General features: G+C 33.8%; 10 protein-coding genes and 2 tRNA genes. 6 read left to right on the top strand and 6 right to left on the bottom strand.

The window, feature by feature from the left end:
* Positions 1-16 precede the first annotated feature (16 nt).
* Positions 17-1,027, top strand: a complete 1,011-nt coding sequence (locus H5V42_RS10990; protein ID WP_185783218.1) for an alpha/beta hydrolase — start codon at positions 17-19, stop codon at positions 1,025-1,027.
* Here the strand turns inward: H5V42_RS10990 and nhaA are convergent.
* From nhaA to mutS, 4 genes are all read right to left on the bottom strand, one after another.
* Positions 1,017-2,777 carry a Na+/H+ antiporter NhaA gene (gene nhaA / locus H5V42_RS10985; RefSeq protein ID WP_185783217.1) on the bottom strand — a complete coding sequence of 587 codons (1,761 nt, stop codon included), beginning with the start codon at positions 2,775-2,777 and terminating at the stop codon, positions 1,017-1,019. The genes H5V42_RS10990 and nhaA overlap by 11 nt on opposite strands.
* Positions 2,778-2,931: 154 nt before the next feature.
* Positions 2,932-3,016, bottom strand: a tRNA-Leu gene (locus H5V42_RS10980).
* Positions 3,017-3,051: 35 nt separating this feature from the next.
* A tRNA-Gly gene (locus tag H5V42_RS10975) sits at positions 3,052-3,124 on the bottom strand.
* A 70-nt stretch (positions 3,125-3,194) separates the two neighbouring features.
* Positions 3,195-5,777 (bottom strand): DNA mismatch repair protein MutS, encoded by a 2,583-nt coding sequence (gene mutS / locus H5V42_RS10970; RefSeq protein ID WP_185783216.1) that lies wholly within the window; start codon positions 5,775-5,777, stop codon positions 3,195-3,197.
* A gap of 124 nt (positions 5,778-5,901) precedes the next feature.
* On the opposite strand from mutS, the gene H5V42_RS10965 reads away from it, so the two are divergent.
* Entirely contained in the window at positions 5,902-6,444 is a 543-nt protein-coding gene (locus H5V42_RS10965; RefSeq protein ID WP_185783215.1) for an RNA methyltransferase, read from the top strand.
* An 89-nt stretch (positions 6,445-6,533) separates the two neighbouring features.
* On the opposite strand, the gene folK is transcribed toward H5V42_RS10965, so the two are convergent.
* The gene (gene folK, locus H5V42_RS10960; protein ID WP_185783214.1) at positions 6,534-7,685 is read right to left on the bottom strand and encodes a 2-amino-4-hydroxy-6-hydroxymethyldihydropteridine diphosphokinase; all 1,152 of its coding nucleotides are present in this window, start codon (positions 7,683-7,685) and stop codon (positions 6,534-6,536) included.
* 68 nt (positions 7,686-7,753) lie between these two features.
* Between folK and sppA the strand changes: the two genes are divergently transcribed.
* Genes sppA through H5V42_RS10945 form a run of 3 tightly spaced genes read left to right on the top strand, consistent with a single transcriptional unit; the run spans position 7,754 to position 12,988 of the window.
* Positions 7,754-9,514 carry a signal peptide peptidase SppA gene (gene sppA / locus H5V42_RS10955; protein ID WP_185783213.1) on the top strand — a complete coding sequence of 587 codons (1,761 nt, stop codon included), beginning with the start codon at positions 7,754-7,756 and terminating at the stop codon, positions 9,512-9,514.
* A 12-nt stretch (positions 9,515-9,526) separates the two neighbouring features.
* On the top strand, positions 9,527-10,234 hold the full coding sequence (locus H5V42_RS10950) for a queuosine precursor transporter (RefSeq protein ID WP_185783212.1): 708 nt from the start codon (positions 9,527-9,529) through the stop codon (positions 10,232-10,234).
* Positions 10,235-10,270: 36 nt separating this feature from the next.
* On the top strand, positions 10,271-12,988 hold the full coding sequence (locus tag H5V42_RS10945) for an AsmA-like C-terminal region-containing protein (protein ID WP_185783211.1): 2,718 nt from the start codon (positions 10,271-10,273) through the stop codon (positions 12,986-12,988).
* Between the two features lie 21 nt (positions 12,989-13,009).
* Here the strand turns inward: H5V42_RS10945 and H5V42_RS10940 are convergent, their stop codons facing one another.
* Positions 13,010-13,804, bottom strand: a complete 795-nt coding sequence (locus tag H5V42_RS10940; protein WP_185783210.1) for a DUF2797 domain-containing protein — start codon at positions 13,802-13,804, stop codon at positions 13,010-13,012.
* Positions 13,805-13,869: 65 nt separating this feature from the next.
* Between H5V42_RS10940 and H5V42_RS10935 the strand changes: the two genes are divergently transcribed.
* The gene (locus H5V42_RS10935) at positions 13,870-15,399 is read left to right on the top strand and encodes a GH3 auxin-responsive promoter family protein (RefSeq protein ID WP_185783209.1); all 1,530 of its coding nucleotides are present in this window, start codon (positions 13,870-13,872) and stop codon (positions 15,397-15,399) included.
* Positions 15,400-15,498: the final 99 nt, after the last annotated feature.

Below are 15,498 nucleotides of genomic sequence, written 5' to 3'. Positions count from 1 at the left end.
TTGTCAAATTTGAATCATGGTTAAGATAATGCTTAAAGTTCTACTTCTGCTCGTTGTACTATTAATAGCAGTTTATTTTGCGGGTCCGAAAGTTACTAAGCCAAGTTTGCGTAGAACAAAACCAGTGGTATCCTCTAATTTGATGCAATTAGAAAAACAAATTAATGATAGTGAAGCTGCTGTACCTAACATTAAACCAGATAATGAGGCTAGAATAGTTTGGGCAGATAGTATTCCAAAGAAGACACCCTATAGTATAGTATATCTGCATGGTTGGTCTGCAAGTCAAGAAGAAGGAGACCCAATTCATATACAGACGGCTAACCGCTATGGTTTCAATTTATTTTTACCAAGGTTGGCCGGGCATGGTCTTGAAGAAGAGGAACCCATGCTTAATTTAACAGCAGATGAATATTTAGATTCTGCTGAAAAGGCAATAGCAATTGGTAAACAATTAGGTGAAAAAGTCATTATCATGGGAACATCTACAGGAGGTACACTTGGGTTACATTTTTCGGCTAGTGATACTACTGTTGCCGGCTTGCTATTATACTCGCCTAATATTGAAATATTTGACCCAACAGCAAAATTACTCTCTAAACCATGGGGTTTACAAATTGCTAAATTTGTAACAGGTAATGATTATCATGAGTTCGATGATAGAACTAAAATAATTGACCAATATTGGACTAGCAAATACAGATTAGAGGCGCTTACCCAGCTACAGGTTCTAATGGATGAAACCATGGTAGCAGAAACATTTGAAAACGTTAAACAGCCTGTTTTTTTGGGTTATTACTATAAAGATGAAATTCACCAAGATAGTACTGTATCTGTTGCAGCTATGTTAGAAATGTTTGAAGAATTAGGTACGCCAGATGCTGAAAAAAGAAAAGTAAAATTTGAAAATGTTGGAGACCATGTAATGACTTCATACATAACTTCTAAAGACTTAGAATCTGTTAAAATGGAAACTTTTGCTTTTTTTGAAGAAGTATTAAATATTAAACCAATTTCTAGTCTTTAGTACTTTTTAAACTCCAATTTAGTATGGCTAAACCAATGACGGCAGATAGGGTAGAAGCTAATAGAATACTAATTTTTGCACCTGTTAATTGAGCGCCTTCATAGGCACTAGAGGCCACTACAATGCTCATTGTAAACCCAACTCCAGCTAAACACGCACCACCCAGTAAAGATTTCCAACTAATTTCATTAGAAAGCTGCGCTATTTTAAATTTAGATGCTAACCAACAAGCGCCAACAATGCCTAAAGGTTTACCAATACATAAACCAAGTAGTATACCTAGGTTGCCAGGTTGTACTAGATTATAATCACCTCCGGCTATGAGAATACCAGTATTAAAAAAAGCAAATAATGGTAGAATTAAATAGTTCACAACATTTTCTAAAGAATGCATTAAATCATCACTAGGCTCTCGTAATCGATTAATAGCTTTGTTTAATATGGCTAACGAACCATGACTAATTTTGCCGTGATTAGCATTATTACTTTTAGTAATTTCTTTGTCAAATATGATAGATGTTTGTTGTGCTAGTAAGGTTAAATCAGCCTTTCCTTTTATAGGAATAAATAATGCAGTAACAACACCAGCTAGTGTAGCGTGTAAACCACTTTGATAAATAAAAGCCCATAAAAAAATACCTAGAACAACATAGATTGAAACCGTAAATACTTTTCTTCTATTTAAAAAAAACATTAACAGCGCAATACTCAAAGCACCAATAAAAGGCCAGATGTGAAATCCATGACCGTAGAAAAGTGCTATAACTAAAATAGCTCCTAAATCATCAGCTATGGCTAGGGCAGAAATAAAAATCTTTAGCGATACAGGAACTTTACTTCCTAAAAGCGCCATTAAACCCAATGTAAAGGCAATATCAGTAGCCATAGGTATTCCCCAACCGTTACTTGTTGAGCTTCCAATATTTAGTAGTACATATAACAAGGCAGGAATTAGCATTCCTCCCACGGCACCAATTACAGGCATGGCAGCACTCTTAGCATCAGAAAGCTCGCCATCGAGAACTTCTTTTTTAATTTCTAATCCTATTAAAAGAAAAAAGATGGCCATCAGAAAATCGTTAATCCATATTTCCGTAGATAACGAAAAAGAATTTTCTCCTAGTAAAAAACCAAATGGAGTATGTCTCCAACCTTCATATAAATCACTAAAACCAATATTTACCAATAGTAACGCAGCAATGGTGGCAACAATTAAAACAATTGCTGCGGATGCACCCCATTCAAAAAAACGTTCCATGGCAACGTGAGCTCTTTTTGCACCTCTCTTATCAATTGCTTTAAACAAAGATTTGTTGTCCCAAGCACCGTTATAGGCTATGCCATCAATTGTAATACCAGGTAAAACGTGTAAACCAGATTTTTTTGCGTCTTCAATATGTTCATGAACAGTCAGTTCTAGTTCCTTGGAATTATATGCTTCTTCAAAGCTTACCATTTCTAAACCTAACTGTTGAGCTAGAGCAAATATTTTTTCTTTGGTAAAACGGTTTTTTCCGTTTAAATGTTGGTATAATTCTTCTCCTTTGTTTTGATTTTCTGCTGCTAAAATTGCTTTTGCTGCTAAAAGGGTGGTAGGGTCCTTTTTTATGTCTGGGGCATATTTATAACTAAATTGAAGTTGCTCACCATAATCTTTTAAAGACTCTCTTAAAGATGCTGAAGCTTCTACTGAAATTTTTTGTTTTAAATTTCTGTAAGCAACTAGTTCAATTTTAGGTTCTTTAGCCATTTTTGATTGATAGGATTCATTTTTTTGATGCTAAAATATAATGAATACTAAGTCCTACGCGAAGTATTTTTTGGTTTAAATACTAGTGATTAAAAAATCAGTATAGATTAAGACAAAATAAAAAAGCCAAGACCAATAGGTCTCGGCTTTTCAGTACTCGAGGCGGGACTTGAACCCGCACGGGCAAGATGCCCACAGGATTTTAAGTCCGGCGTGTCTACCAATTCCACCACTCGAGCAGGACTTAAATTAAAACACTATCTAAAGTGCTTTGAGCGAAAAACGGGATTCGAACCCGCGACCTCCACCTTGGCAAGGTGATGCTCTACCAACTGAGCTATTTTCGCATGTATCAGAGCGTGCTTCTCTAGAAGCGGATGCAAATTTAATACAATTATTGAAAAACAAAAGAATTTTTTAAGAAGATGCTGATTTCTTTTTTGATAAAAGTCGTTTTATTTCATTCAGTTTCATCAATGCTTCTACAGGAGTGAGCGTATCTATATCTAAATGAAGTATTTCCTCTTTAATTTCTTCGAGTAAAGGGTCGTCTAGATTAAAGAAACTTAGTTGCATTTCATTTTCAAGAGTATTTAATTTTTCTTTTTGTTCTTCTTGAGAATGTGATTTTTCTAATTTTTTAAGCACTTTATTAGCCTTTGCAATCACTTGTTGAGGCATACCTGCCATTTTAGCTACGTGTATACCAAAGCTATGTTCACTACCCCCTGCTATTAATTTTCTCAGAAATAGCACATTATCTTTGAGTTCTTTAACTGCTACATTATAATTTTTTATACGATTAAACGTATTGATCATTTCATTTAGCTCATGATAATGGGTAGCAAAGAGTGTCTTTGCTCTAGAAGGATGTTCGTGTAAATATTCTGCTATAGCCCAGGCAATACTTATACCATCATAGGTGCTGGTTCCTCTGCCTATCTCATCTAGTAAAACTAAACTGCGCTCAGATAGATTGTTTAATATAGAGGCGGTTTCATTCATTTCTACCATAAAGGTAGATTCTCCCATAGAAATGTTATCACTAGCACCTACTCGGGTAAATATTTTGTCAACTAGGCCAATTTTAGCCTCTTTTGCAGGAACAAAACTACCCATTTGCGCTAACAATACTATTAATGCAGTTTGTCTTAATATGGCCGATTTACCGCTCATATTAGGGCCCGTAATCATTATTAACTGTTGCTCATCTCTATTTAAAATAACATCATTGGTGATATAAGATTCACCAAGAGGTAGCTGCTTTTCAATTACCGGATGCCTACCTTCTGTAATTTCTAATGAGGTGTCTTTGGTAATTAATGGTTTTGAATACGTATTAGTAATGGCAAGTTGCGCAAAGCCACAAAGACAATCTAATTGGGCAATTAAATGTGCATTTTGTTGTACTTGCGTTATGTATTCTTGCATCCAGACCAGTAGTTGCTCAAACAACTTTTGCTCTAAAATTTGAATACGTTCTTCTGCGCCTAATATTTTTGCTTCGTATTCCTTTAATTCTTCAGTGATATAGCGCTCGGCGCTGACCAGAGTTTGTTTTCTAATCCAATTTTCTGGTACTTTATCTTTATGAGTATTTCGAACTTCTATGTAATAGCCAAAAACATTGTTAGAAGCTATTTTTAAAGAAGTAATACCAGTTGCTTCTGTTTCGCGCTCTAGCATTTTATCTAAATAATCTTTACCAGAAAATGCCATATTTCTAAGCTCATCTAACTCAGTAGAATACCCATCAGCTATAGTTTTACCTTTAGAAATAACTGTTGGCGCTTCTTCATTAAGCATTTCTTTTATCTTAATTCTTAGCTTTTCACAACTGTGTAACTGAGAGCTAAAATTGTTTATTTCTGAATGATTTACATTGGCAGTCAACGTTTTAATTGGTAATACAGCCTCTAAAGAATTCTTTAGTTGCACAACTTCTTTCGGACTTATTTTTCCTGTGGCAACTTTTGAAATTAGGCGCTCTAAATCACCCATTTGTTTTATCCAGTGCCTTATTTTTTCTAAGACTCGCACATTGTTTTTTAGAAAATCAACAATCTCTAGTCGGCGATTAATTTTTTCTTGACTTTTAAGCGGTAACGCGAGCCATCTCTTTAATAATCTACCTCCCATAGGAGAAATTGTATGGTCGATTACTTGCAATAAGGTAACTGCATCTAAATTAGTGCTATGTTGAAGTTCTAAATTGCGTATGGTAAAGCGGTCCATCCAAACATATTCTTCTTCTGCAATACGCTGTAAATTAGAAATGTGTTGTAATTGTCGATGTTGAGTTTCTGATAGATAATGAAGTATAGCTCCAGAAGCTATAATACCCTCATCTAAATTTGATACTCCGAACCCGTTTAACGAATTGGTTTTAAAATGATTGGTTAAACTTTCATTGGCATAATCTTCTTGATATATCCAATCTTCTAGAAAAAATGTATGTAAATGGTTTCCGAATGAAAGCTGAAAATCTTTTTTATGTTTCTTAGAAACTAAAACTTCATTAGGAGTAAAGTTTTGAAGTAATTTATCTACCTGTTCAACACTACCTTGAGAAATCAAAAACTCCCCGGTTGAAATATCGAGAAAAGACACGCCTATCTTTTTGCGGCCAAAGTGAATTGCAGCTAAAAAGTTGTTACTCTTAGCATTTAAAATATCATCATTTAAAGCAACACCTGGAGTTACCAATTCAGTAACGCCTCTTTTTACAATGCTCTTGGTTTGTTTGGGGTCTTCTAATTGGTCACAAATAGCTACACGTTGACCTGCTCTAACTAATTTTGGTAAATAGGTGTTTAATGAATGATGAGGAAAACCTGCTAATTCTGTTTTGTCACCACCATTATTTCTATGGGTTAAAACAATACCTAAAATTTGGGCTGCTTTAACCGCATCTTCTCCAAAGGTTTCATAAAAATCTCCTACTCTAAATAATAATAATGCATCAGGGTGTTTTGCCTTGATGGTATTATACTGTTTCATTAAAGGAGTTTCCTTTTTGCTTTTAGAATTAGCCAATGCTATTAGTTTAATTTTACCGAAAATATTAGATGTCTACGAGATTTAATATTCTTGTTGATATTTACAGGCTAAAAGTGGATAAGTTATGCGAAAACTCAAAAATGCAGAGTTAGAGAGGCTAAATGTTAATGAATTTAAAGCTACTAAAAAGACCCCTTTAATTTTAATTTTAGATAATATTCGAAGTTTAAATAATATAGGCTCAGTCTTCAGAACTTCTGATGCATTTTTAATTGAAAAAATATATTTATGCGGTATTACAGCTACGCCTCCTCATAAAGATATCCATAAAACAGCCTTAGGGGCAACCGAAAGTGTTGACTGGGCGTATAGAGAAAGCACCTTAGACTTGGTTAAAGAACTACAAAAAGAAAATGTTCTTGTTTATGCTATTGAACAAGCAGAAGGTGCTCAATTTCTAAATGATTTTAATCCTACTACACCACAACCAATCGCAGTTATTTTTGGCAATGAAGTTAAAGGTGTTTCGCAAGAAGTAGTGTCGGCAAGTGATGGTGTTATTGAAATTCCTCAATTTGGTACTAAACACTCTTTAAATATAGCTGTAAGTGTAGGGATAGTGGTTTGGAGTATGTGGAAAAAAATAGCCCCTAAACAAAAAAGTTAGGGGCGGTATATATAGTTTGAGTTAGTTAGCTTGTAAAAAGCTGTCGCAATAAAGTAAATCCATTTGGTAAATGCAAATATTTTGTAAAATTAGGTAAAGAAATTGTTATCAATTAACTTTGTTTCCAGCTGGGTTAATATAGTTTCATAATCTTCAGCATTGCCCACAAAATCTAAATCCTCTAAATTGATAATAAGCTTATTGCGGTTTGGTAAGGTTTTTATAAAATTAAAATATCCTTCGTTTATTTTTTCCAAATAAGTGACTTCAATGTTTTGCTCGTAGGATCTACCTCTTTTAGTAATATTAGCTAATAAACGTTCTGTGCTCTGATATAAGTAAACATACAAGTCTGGTTTTTTTATCTCTTTGTACATCAAATTAAACATCTTCCTGTAGAGTTCAAACTCATCTTTTTGCAAAGTAACGTTGGCAAATATTAGAGACTTTGAAACATCATAATCGCTTATCACAAAATCTTTGAACAAATCAAATTGCGCAATATCTTCTGAAAATTGCTGATACCTGTCGGCCAAAAAAGACATTTCTAAAGGAAAAGCATATCTAGCTTGGTCTTCATAAAATTTGGGTAAAAATGCATTGTCTGCAAACCTCTCTAAGATTAGCTTACCATTAAAATCTGCAGCTAACTGTTGTGTTAGGGTAGTTTTACCTGCACCAATTGTTCCTTCTATGGTTAAAAATTGAAATTGAGCAAATAGTTCTCGTCTACTTTTAAAAAGTTTAAAGTCTAATCGCTTTAACGGAGATTTGTCTCTACATTCTTGTAAAAGATTGCGCGTATCTTTTTGTAAAATAGGATGATACAGTTGTGGAACAAAGTCTGATAAGGGTTTTAACACAAACTTTCGCTCATGCATTTTAGGGTGAGGTATAGTTAATTCTGGGGTGTTAATAATTAGCCTATCAAAATAAATGATATCAATATCTAAAGCACGCGAACTATAGGTGCCATCTAAATTACGTTCTCTACCAAATTCTTTTTCTAATTGTAGTATACAATCTAATAATTCATTTGGTGAAAATGGGGTGAGAATAGATAAGCACAAGTTTAAAAAGTCATCTCCTTTAAAACCAATGGCCGGATTTTGATACACAGGAGATACAGCTAGTACTTTTCCGGCTCTAGAATTTAATTGAAAAATTGCTTTTTGTAAATGTGCAAGCCTTTTACCAAGGTTACTCCCTAACGATAGATAAACTAAATGCTTTGTCTTCATAAACCAATTGACAAAATAATTAAAACAATGGCACTTTAGTTATCTTTATCGCCAATAAATTTATTTGAATGAAGTTTTTAAGAAACTTGCTTGCCGCCATTTTAGGTTGTTTGATTGCCTTTGGTATTTTATTAGTGATGTTCTTTGTGTTTGCCGCCTTAATAGGTAGCTCAGAAGACAGTATTTCTGTAAAAGACAATTCTATACTAGAATTAAGTTTGGCAGAGCCTATCTACGATTATGTAGGTAACACAGATAGTGACCCTTTTGCCTCGTTGTTTAGTGAAGGTGTTGGTTTAGATGATATTTTACATACAATTAGGGTAGCCAAAACAGATTCTAGAATTAAGGGTATTAGCATTGGTACAAGTTTCTCACAGTCGGGTATGGCACAAACCCAAGAGATAAGAAGAGCACTTGCTGATTTTAAATCTGAAGGAAAATTTGTGTTTGCACACGCTGATTTCTATTCTCAAAAAGATTATTATTTAGCTAGTATTGCTGATAAAATATACATTAACCCACAAGGGGTTATGGATTTTAAAGGCTTGCTTTCTGAAGTCTTGTATTATAAAGATTTACAAGAGAAGTCTGGTATTAAAATGGAGGTTATTAGGCACGGAGATTATAAGAGCGCTGTGGAACCTTTTTTGTCAAATACCATGAGTGATAAAAATAGAGAACAGATTCAAGAATTGATTTCTTCTATTTGGGATAGTATGCTAGAAGATATTTCTGAATCTAGAAACCTATCAAAGACCAATTTAAATAAAATTGCAGACACGCTTGGAGCTAGATTACCGGCTTATGCAGTAAATGTTGGTTTATTAGATGGCACTTTATATCATGATGAATATCAGACTATTTTACGAGAAAAAGTAGGTATAGCCGAGGAGAATAAACTTAACACCATTGACCTGTTTGATTATACCCGATATGCTAAAACTAAAGGCAAAAAGACTTCCAAAAACAAGATAGCTGTGATTTACGCTCAAGGCGAAATTTTTTATGGTGAAGGTTCAAAAGATTTTATAGGTCAAGGTGCAATGCTTTCTACACTAGAAAAAATTCGTGAGAATGATGACATAAAGGCGGTTGTGCTAAGAGTAAATTCGCCAGGTGGTAGTTCTTTGGTATCAGATATTATTTGGAGAGAAGTTGAACTTACAAAGGCTATAAAACCTGTAGTAGTTTCTTTTGGTGATGTAGCCGCTTCAGGGGGTTACTATATTGCTGCAGGAGCTGACAAAATTGTTGCTGAGCCAACAACTATTACGGGATCAATTGGAGTTTTTGGTACAATACCTAATGTAAGTGAGTTAGCTAGTGATATAGGCGTTAATGCAGAGCAAGTAGGCACTAATGCTAACTCTGCTGATTATTCGGTATTTGAACCCATGAGTAATACTTTTAGAGCAACAATAGAAGAAAGTATAGAGGAAACGTATAAAACCTTTGTCACGCTAGTGGCAGACGGAAGAGGAATGACATTTGCAGAAGTTGATGCAATTGCAAGCGGCCGTGTCTGGAGTGGGGTAGAAGCACAAAAAAATGGATTGGTCGATGAACTTGGTGGTTTAGAGAAAGCTATTCAAATTGCTGCGGAACTTGCAGAAACATCTGAGTACAGTATTCGAAAGTATCCTAGATATAAGTCAGAATTTGAAATGTTTATGGATGATTTTAGTGCATCAAAATCAAAGCTTATTTCTTCAATGGTTAAAGATGAAATCGGAGAAGAAGCTTATCAAACCTTAAACTCCCTTAAAAGAATGAGCCAAAATCAAGGAGTTCAAGTTAGGCTACCTTACAATTTAAATATTAGGTAAGCGGTTTACTCCATGAATCAGAAAGACCAAAAACAAGCATTTAAAATATACCTGTATTTAGGTGCATTGTTCATCACTTCTTTAGTGGTGTCAAATCTAATATTTCAAAAGTTCTTCTATTGGCAGCCCTTTGGTGATATTACCATTTTTGGTGCGCCATTATTCGAAATATCAGTGGGTATATTGCCCTACCCAATTACGTTTTTAATTACAGATTTGATTTCAGAAATTTTTGGTCAAAAAAAGGCAAACCAAGTGGTAACTGCTGGTATTTTTGCTTCGTTTTTTTCTATGGGTATCATTTTTTTAGCGAATGCAGCACCGGCTATACCTACGTCGCCAATAGACGATGAAACCTTTACGACTGTTTTTGGATTGTCTCCTTTAGGAGTGCTAGCTTCAATGCTTGCGTATCTTTTTGCACAATATATAGATATTACTATTTACCATTTTTGGAAAAAAGTTACCAAAGGCAGGATGCTTTGGTTACGTAATAATTTTTCAACTTTTACTTCTCAATTCGTAGATACAGTTACCGTGGTTGGTTTACTATGCATTTTTGAAGTTTTACCTTGGGACAAATTCTATGGTTTAGTTATCAGCGGATTTCTTTTTAAGATTTTTATTGCATTTATAGACACCCCTTTTCTATATCTTTTCGTATATCTATTAAGAACTAGATTTAACTTAAAAATAGGAGAAGAAATACAGTTAGATTAATTACTGGCATTACCTTGCTCTTCAATAAGATATTTTATGGCTAAGAAAAAAAAGAATAAGATTCTTAAAATAGTTGGTTTTACGTTTTTAGTATTGTTGGGTTTACTTATTGCTCTTCCTCTTTTTTTGGAAGGCAAGATTGCTGATATTATTAAGAATAAAGTAAACCAGAATATTAATGCCACACTAGATTTTGACGATGCCAATTTGAGCTTATTAAAAAGTTTCCCAAATGCTAACGTAGATTTAAAAGCTGTCTCTTTGGTGAACAAAGCACCATTTACAGGTGATACACTATTCTCAGCTGGCCATATTGAGCTAGATATGTCTATTAAAGAATTGTTTAAATCGGCAGAAGAACCCATTGCAATAAAAAAACTTTCTCTTGATAAGGCAAAAATTCACATAAAGGTTGATGAAGAAGCTAATGCTAATTATGATATAGCCATTGAAGAAGAAATGGCAACTTCTCAAACTAATGAAGAATCCACTAATTTTAACTTAGACCTACAATCTTATTCAATCACTAACTCATCAGTTGTTTATGATGATTTTTCTACGGGTATGCATTTAGTCGTTTCTGAAATGAATCACACGGGTACAGGAGACTTATCTTTAGAAGATTCTAAGCTACAGACACAGACTAATGCTTTAGTGTCTTTTGAATTAGACAGTGTAAAGTATTTAAACAAAAACAAGGTTGCCTTAAAAGCTTTATTGGGAATAGATTTAAATCAAAACAAATATTCGTTCTTAGAAAATGAAGCTTTGGTTAATCAGTTGCCTTTGGTTTTTGATGGCTTTGTAAAAGTTAATGAGAACAGTCAAGAAGTTGACATTTCATTTAAAACCCCGTCTTCTGATTTTAAAAACTTTTTAGCAGTAATTCCTGAAGCATATGCTAAGAATATTGAAAATGTAGAAACTTCAGGAAATTTTGAAGTTGATGGTACTTTTAAAGGTATTGTTGATGACACCCATATTCCTACGTTTACTATTAAATTGAATTCAACAAACGCATCATTTAAATATCCTGATTTACCTAAAGCAGTTAAAAATGTATTTATTGATGTAAAAGTTAATAATGAAACTGGTATCACAGAAGACACTTATGTAAATGTAGACAGATTAAGTTTTCAAATAGATAATGACAAGTTTAATCTTACATCAAAAATTAGAGACCTCTTAGGCAACACTAAAGTTAATTTACATGCTGATGGTAGCATTAATTTGAACAATTTATCTAAAGCTTACCCGGTACCGGCTGATTTAGACTTATCTGGTTTATTAACAGCAGATTTAACTACCGCTTTTGATATGGCTTCTGTAGAAAATAAAAAATATGAAAATACCCAAACTAGCGGTAGTGCTCGTCTGCAGAATTTTCATTATGAGTCTGCTGAACTAAAACAACCTTTAGATATTGAAGACGCTAACCTGAGTTTTAATCCTAAAACGGTAACATTAAATTCATTTACTGGCAAAACAGGTAATTCAGATTTTAAAGCTAATGGTACTATAACCAATCTGTTGGGGTATATGTTTAATAATGAGGACATTGAAGGAAATTTTAAATTACAATCCAATACCTTTTCAATTAACGATTTTATGGTAACTGAATCGGAAGAAAATTTACCGTCTTCAAATGAAGAAGAAGATACTACAGTTGCTAATGAACGTATTACCATACCATCTTTTTTGAATGCTACAGTAGATGCAACAGCCCAAAATGTGGTGTATGACAATTTAAATTTAAAGAATGTAAATGGCCGATTACGAATTAAAGACCAAGTGGCAACTTTAGAAAATCTTACTTCGGAACTATTTGATGGTAAAATGAGTGTCAATGGTGCAGTTTCTACCAAAGAGGCTACTTCTACATTCGATTTAAATTTGGGTATCGATGGTTTTAAAATATCAGAATCTTTTAAAGCCATAGAAATGTTTAAAGTTTTAGCTCCCGTGGCCAATGCACTTGAAGGTAAGTTAAACTCAACCGTAAAATTTTCTGGTAATTTAAAAGATGATTTAACGGTTAATTTAGCTTCGCTATCTGGAGATTTGTTGGCGGAGTTATTAAGCACAGAAATTACCGCAGCAAATAAGCCAATGTTAAACGCTTTAGATAGCAAATTGGATTTCATAGATTTTACGAAGCTAGATTTAAAGGATATAAAAACAGTTCTTCAATTTAATGATGGTAAAGTCAATGTAAAGCCCTTTTCTTTAAAGTATAAAGACATTATTATTAATGTTTCTGGGAGTCATACATTTGATGCTCAATTGCAATATGAAGCTGTTTTAGATGTGCCAGCAAAATACTTGGGTGCTGAGGTAAATAAACTTATAGGGCAGATAGATGATGAAACTATTGAGAATTTAACAGTGCCAATTACAGCGGCTATAGGTGGCAATTATACGAGCCCAAGTGTTAGCACTGATTTAACTTCTGGGGTTAAGCAGTTAACCAATCAACTTGTAGAAATACAAAAGCAAAAACTAAAAGATAAGGGTAAAGAAAAAGCCCAAGATTTATTGAATAATTTAATTAAAGCAGATAAAGACAGCACATTTACAAGCGCAGAAACCTCAGATACTAAAATAGAAGACGTCGTGGGTGGAATATTAAATGGAACTAAAAACGATACTATCCAAAAAGATTCTGTTAGTAAAAAGGATAATAAGGTAAAAGATGCTGCTACCAGTATTTTAGGTGGTTTATTAGGTAAAAAGAAAAAAGATTCTACTAATTAAGAATACTAGTCTTTTACGGTATTAACTAATGTTGATACCAACATAATATCCTTCGTTACTTCTCACATTAAACACGGTCTGGTCTTCAAAAATTAGATATTGTCCTTTAATACCTTTTAATAATCCTTGGTAACTTGGTGTTTTTTCGAGATTTAAACTTTTTACTTTTTCAGGATATTGTAGAACTGGAAATTCTATGTTAGTTTCTGTGTTATTCTCTATAAAATATTCAGAAGCTTCTTCAGGGATATAAGGTTTTAGTTTGGCTCTCCATTCAATTAAATCTAAATCTTTAATATCATTTTTGAGCATTTTTTGCCAACTGGTTTTGTCACTTACATGCGCTTTTAAGGCAACCTCAGTAATTCCGGCTAAGTATCTATTAGGAACTTCCACAATTTCAATAGCTTCATGAGCACCTTGGTCAATCCACCTTGTAGGAACTTGGCTTTTACGCGTTACTCCAACCTTTACATTACTACTATTTGCTAAATAAACAATATGTGGTTGCAATTGCATTTTTTTTTCGTAGGCCAAATCTCGGTCCTCTTTATCTAAATGCGCCGTGCTTAATTCTGGTTTCATTATCCAATCTCCTGCCAGCGGGGTTTCAAAAAAGCAACTTTGGCAAAAGCCTTGACGATAGATTTTTTTATCTAATCCGCAGTTAAGGCATTGATATTTAATAAAATTGATTTTTAAATTTTTGTCTAATGCCTGATTTACGTTTAAAAAATCAGATTCAAATATGAGGTAATATTGTATTGGTGAACCCATTTCGGTCCTCATCTTGCGTAAAACGCCTTCGTAAAGCATAGTATTTTAGTATTGAAGAAAAAAAATATGGTTATTTTAGCTAGTACCAGCTAAAGATACCTAAAATGCCCATACCATTGTTTAATAGTATTGCCTCATGGCTTCTCAAAAAAAGGTACCATCAAATAGAACTTTTTTTGAAATACCCAGACAATGTGCAACAAGAGGTTATGCAGCAATTGGTCAAATTTGCTACTGACACTGAGCTAGGTAAGCAATATGGGTTTTCAGATATTTCTTCATATCAACGATTTAAAGAACAAATACCAATTGTAGATTATGAAACTGTAGCTCCAATGATTGAACGTTCACGTAGAGGTGAGCATAACATTTTTTGGCCCACACCAATTAAGTGGTTTGCAAAAAGTAGTGGAACCACTAATGCCAAAAGTAAATTCATTCCTGTAAGTTCTGAGGCTTTAGAAGATTGTCATTACAAGTCAAGCAAAGATTTATTGTGTTTGTATCTTAACAATAATGAAAACTCTCAGCTGTTTACAGGTAAAAGTTTGCGCTTAGGGGGGAGTAAAGAACTATACCAGCACAATGGTACCTTTTTTGGAGACTTGTCGGCAATTTTAATTGATAATATGCCACTTTGGGCAGAGTTTAGCAGTACGCCAAGTAATAAGGTTTCTTTAATGAGTGAGTGGGAAGAAAAGCTTACAGCTATAATAGAAGAAAGTATAAAAGAAAATGTAACTAGCTTGGCTGGAGTGCCTTCATGGATGTTGGTTTTATTAAATCAAGTTTTAGAGACTACAGGTAAAAATCATCTTTTTGAAATATGGGAAAATCTTGAAGTCTATTTTCATGGCGGTGTAAGTTTTGTTCCTTATCGAGAGCAGTATAAAAAGTTGTTGCCAAGAAAAAAATTTAATTATTACGAAATTTATAATGCCTCAGAAGGCTTCTTTGCTATGCAAGACTGCAACCATTCTGATGAATTGTTGTTAATGCTTGATTACGGAATTTTTTATGAATTTATTCCGTTAAGTGGAATAGGCCATCAAAATGGGGAGGCAATTCCTATTTGGGAGGTAGAAACTGGAGTGAATTACGCTATGGTTATAAGCACTAACGCAGGGCTTTGGCGTTATAAAATTGGAGACACTATTCGCTTTACTTCATTAAGGCCTTACCGAATAAAAATTACAGGAAGAACCAAACATTTTATTAACGCTTTTGGTGAAGAGCTAATCATCGAAAATACCGAAGAAGCCTTAGAACAGGTTTGTCAAAAAACAGGTGCTCAGATAAAAGATTATACCGTGGCTCCAATTTTTATGCGTGACAATGAAAAAGGAGCACACGAATGGATTATTGAATTTCGCAAGCACCCAGATAATCTTAATTACTTTATAGAACTTCTAGATAATGCACTTAAAGCCTTAAATTCTGATTATGAAGCTAAACGGTATAACAACATAACTTTGCGTATGCCTAAAGTTCATGTAGCAAGAGAACGATTATTTTATGACTGGCTAAAGTCTAAAAATAAATTAGGAGGTCAACATAAAATTCCACGACTATCTAATGAGCGTACCCACCTTGAAGAATTACTGCTGTTAAACCAAAGTAAAACTCTAGTTTAACAAGAGGTAATGGTGTTTTTCGAAAACGTTTTCGTTAAATATTGGTATTTTATCGAAATAATAAAGAGTTAAACCAATATTTTGTGAAAAGCCTCGTTT

Origin of the sequence: Croceivirga lutea, assembly GCF_014235875.1 — a bacterium.
In the GTDB taxonomy this organism is placed as follows: domain Bacteria; phylum Bacteroidota; class Bacteroidia; order Flavobacteriales; family Flavobacteriaceae; genus Croceivirga; species Croceivirga lutea.
This window is presented reverse-complemented; position numbering and strand designations above follow the sequence as displayed.

Excerpts from the sequence above, each read along its gene's own strand:
- H5V42_RS10990 (WP_185783218.1), top strand. The coding sequence starts at position 17 with ATGGTTAAGATAATGCTTAAAGTTCTACTTCTGCTCGTTGTACTATTA.
- nhaA (WP_185783217.1), bottom strand. The coding sequence starts at position 2,777 with ATGGCTAAAGAACCTAAAATTGAACTAGTTGCTTACAGAAATTTAAAA.
- mutS (WP_185783216.1), bottom strand. The coding sequence starts at position 5,777 with ATGAAACAGTATAATACCATCAAGGCAAAACACCCTGATGCATTATTA.
- H5V42_RS10965 (WP_185783215.1), top strand. The coding sequence starts at position 5,902 with ATGCGAAAACTCAAAAATGCAGAGTTAGAGAGGCTAAATGTTAATGAA.
- folK (WP_185783214.1), bottom strand. The coding sequence starts at position 7,685 with ATGAAGACAAAGCATTTAGTTTATCTATCGTTAGGGAGTAACCTTGGT.
- sppA (WP_185783213.1), top strand. The coding sequence starts at position 7,754 with ATGAAGTTTTTAAGAAACTTGCTTGCCGCCATTTTAGGTTGTTTGATT.
- H5V42_RS10950 (WP_185783212.1), top strand. The coding sequence starts at position 9,527 with ATGAATCAGAAAGACCAAAAACAAGCATTTAAAATATACCTGTATTTA.
- H5V42_RS10945 (WP_185783211.1), top strand. The coding sequence starts at position 10,271 with ATGGCTAAGAAAAAAAAGAATAAGATTCTTAAAATAGTTGGTTTTACG.
- H5V42_RS10940 (WP_185783210.1), bottom strand. The coding sequence starts at position 13,804 with ATGCTTTACGAAGGCGTTTTACGCAAGATGAGGACCGAAATGGGTTCA.
- H5V42_RS10935 (WP_185783209.1), top strand. The coding sequence starts at position 13,870 with ATGCCCATACCATTGTTTAATAGTATTGCCTCATGGCTTCTCAAAAAA.